Here is a 3,475-nt window from a genome sequence, read left to right as displayed (position 1 = left end):
CCATGTAATTGATGCTAACCAAAATTTTGCGTCAGGATTTTGGTTCTTTGCCATCGGCTCAAGTTGTTTCTTTGCCTCAGCCCAAAGATTACGTTGGATGTACAAAACACTTTCAAAAAGTGGGTCACCTTGTTGGTATATACTTGCGAGATCAACGGTTGGACTTACTGATGATATAGGATTTTCTGATAAAAATTGTTCAAATACAGCAATATCGGCTTGTTGAGGTGTTGTTGCTTTTGAGCAACCGGTTAAGGCTATCGAAGAGAGAGTTAAAAGTAGGGTAGTAATTATTACTTTCATGCATTTAAGGCCTTAACTTAGTGTACTGAGAAGCTAATTGATTTTAATGCATAATTGTACACCTAAAAATTACTAGGCAATAATTTGCTCGAGGTGTAGATAGTGAGGTGAAATGTAGAGTAGGTTAAATTAAGAAAACCTATTAATAATCTGATTTTAAATAGTTAAAATCCCCCCTCAGAATAAAGGGGGGAATAGGGTGTTAATGAGAAATCATTTTATTCACTTTGTTAAAAAATCCGCTAAGGTTTTTGTCGTTATACAATTTCTCAAAAGGCTTGATACTATAACTTATCATTTCAAAATCCCATCCTTGATTATTGTTTAATTTTATAGCCTTATCGTATTCTGTTTTTAATTTAGGATCTAATTTTGAATCTGGATGTTTTAGATAATCAGAAAATGGGATGTAATTTTTCGCATTGTCATTGTTAAATAAATATGATGCTACTTCTTCATACCCGTTCAAATCACCTTTTTTAGCTAAATTATTTAACATTAAACCAAATTCTTTTTTAGAAGGACAATTTCTAAATTCTGAATTTGGCTTATCACAGTTCCCAATAAAGCTAATTATTAAATTTTTATTTTCTGCATTAATTAAAATATCTTTAGCTAATTTTTTATAATACTCGTATTCTTTATTCTGTTTATCAGTTTTGTTTTCAATAAAAAATAGAGCTTTTTGTAGCTCGTCAGCACAATAAAAAAAACGCTCTGCTGCACATTGCCTAAGAAGGTTATCTGCTTTTGGAGTGAACCATGTTCCTTCTTTATTTACTCGCTCTTCAAATGACATATAACGATACTGCTCATAATCTTCGTTATATAATACAGATGGATTCCCATTTTTCCATTTACGATAAGTGGATATTAATAATTTTTTATAACCAGAATTGTCACATAATTCTTTATATCTATTAAGTTGACAGGTTCTTTTCTCCCCATAGGTATCCATGGCATAAGGATACCCCTCATCTGTTAAAGCTTTTAGCATCTCTAAAGACTTTTTTAGATCATAACGTGCTATTGAAACTGCATAAATATATCTTGCCTCTATATTATCTTTATTATTAATATAAGGTGTAGTTAGCTCTATCGCTTTTTTAAAATCAAAATCGTACACCATAAAATTTTTCGCAAGATATATTTTATTTCTATCTGCATTTGACAGATCAGAAGAGTAACCATCTTGCGTGGTACTTGCACAGTTCCATGAAGAGAAGCTGATGGCAACAATTATCAAAGGGAAGATAAGAGACTTCATAATGTAAAATATTGCTCACGGTTGGATTTAAACAAAAGAAATATTACACTAATTTTCTGTTGGGCAATAATTTGCTCGAGGTGATTAAGAAGCGCTGCTCAATTAAATATTAGAGTGCACGCGGGTGAGCGCCATCAATGTAAATCACTTTTTTTACTGAATCAGCTTTCTCTTGAGCTTTATTATTCGCTACAATTAAAGCTTCTTTTTCTTTAGGAGGATGAGTAAAGCTTATTGCAAAGTCATCACCATTAAAAAGCTTAGTTGCTTTTGCTGCAATATATTTCTTTTTCTCAGATAAAGAGTCATCTTCAATACTTAAGATTCTATATCCTTGCCAAGCATAGTTTGAACCCAAAGAAATGCCTTGCTTCATTAATTCTTTATATAAAGAACCATTCATTCTTTTATGTTTACCCTCAATTTTCATTAAGGATTCAATAGCAGGGACAAAGTTATTAAAACCTGCATAGTTAAGAAGCTTAATAGTGATTTTCTTCATTTCTTGATTAGAATCTTCTGCTTTTCTTAAATTATTAGAGTATTCGACAAGCGGATAATAATAATGATTTTTCGCTGCATTGATAATGGCACTAATATATTGCTCGTGGGTTAAATCTGGTTTCAATATTGTACTGTAATATACGGCACGAACGTCGCCTGTTTTTGCTTGTTCTGCAAACAGGTTTCGTGCTTTTTTCGTCCATTTGTCACTGCATTTACTGGGAAAATACATTTGACATTGCTCATCATTGCTAGACAGTGCCATTGCTGAATAAGGATAACTTTCAGCCGAAACTCTTAATAGATCGTATGCTTTCGCTTTATCATTAATCCCTGAACGATAAATTACTTTTGCCAGCCAAAACATAGCATCCGGTTGTTTATTCTTCACTAGTGGCGTTAATTCTTTTTCTGCAATATCTAAGCGCTTTCGCTGTATCCCCAATACGGCCTTAAAAAGTGGATCACCAGGCTGGTAGATACTCGCAATATCAATAGAAGGGTTGATACTTGATATCGGGTTTTCTGATAAAAATTGTTCAAACACAGCAATATCGGCTTGTTGAGGTGTTGTTGCTTTTGAGCATCCATTTAAGACTAAAAAAGAGAAAACTAATAATAGGGTAGTAATATTTACTTTCATGCATTTAAGGCCTTAACTTAGCGTACTGAGAAGCTAATTGATTTTAATGCATAATTGTACACCTAAAAATTACTAGGCAATAATTTGCTCGAGGTGATTAAAAAGCGCTACTTAAATAGTTATGTAGCGCTTTTCAAACAGTTAAATTAAATGCTAATAAAGAACTTGATAATGAGCACCATCTATAAAGATTACTTTTTTCACCGAATCAACTTTTTCTTGTGCCTTTTTATTCGCAGCAATTAAAGCCTCTTTTTCTTTAGGAGGATGAGTAAAGCTTATTGCAAAGTCATCACCATTAAAAAGCTCAGTTGCTTTTGCTGCAATATATTTATCTTTTTCAGATAAAGAGTCATCTTCAATACTTAAGATTCTATATCCTCTCCAGGCATAGTTTGAACCTAAAGAAATACCTTGTGTCATTAATTCTTTATATATAGAACCATTCATTCTTTTATTTTTACCCTCAATTTTCATTAAGGATTCAATAGCCGGAACAAAGTTATTAAAGCGTGCATAATTAAGAAGTTCAATAGCGATTTCCTTCATTTCTTGATTAGAACTTTCTGACTTTCTCAAAATATTAGAGTATTCAACAAGCGGGTAGTAATAATGTTTTTCTGCTGCACTAATAATGGCGTTAATATATTGCTCGTGGGTTAAATCTGGTTTTAATATCGTACTGTAATATACGGCACGAACGTCACCTGTTTTTGCTTGTTCTGCAAACAGTTTTTGTGCTTTTTCTACCCACTTCT

The 3,475-nt window shown here is 32.5% G+C and carries 3 protein-coding genes and 1 pseudogene; all 4 read right to left on the bottom strand.

The features are described 5' to 3' along the window. A pseudogene (locus tag C9J42_RS21120) lies at window positions 1-303 on the bottom strand (hypothetical protein); the annotation flags it as partial. 202 nt (window positions 304-505) lie between these two features. Further along, a complete protein-coding gene (locus C9J42_RS21115) occupies window positions 506-1,570 on the bottom strand; it encodes a hypothetical protein (RefSeq protein ID WP_107291483.1) in 1,065 nt (354 codons plus the stop codon). A 109-nt stretch (window positions 1,571-1,679) separates the two neighbouring features. Further along, window positions 1,680-2,717: a hypothetical protein gene (locus C9J42_RS21110; RefSeq protein ID WP_107208799.1), complete on the bottom strand. Its 1,038-nt coding sequence runs from the start codon at window positions 2,715-2,717 to the stop codon at window positions 1,680-1,682. 153 nt (window positions 2,718-2,870) lie between these two features. Further along, on the bottom strand, window positions 2,871-3,475 hold a 605-nt coding region (locus C9J42_RS21560), incomplete at its 5' end, for a hypothetical protein (RefSeq protein ID WP_158259532.1).

The sequence above is a fragment of the Photobacterium sp. GB-56 genome, from assembly GCF_003026105.1.
GTDB lineage: Bacteria > Pseudomonadota > Gammaproteobacteria > Enterobacterales > Vibrionaceae > Photobacterium.
This window is presented reverse-complemented; position numbering and strand designations above follow the sequence as displayed.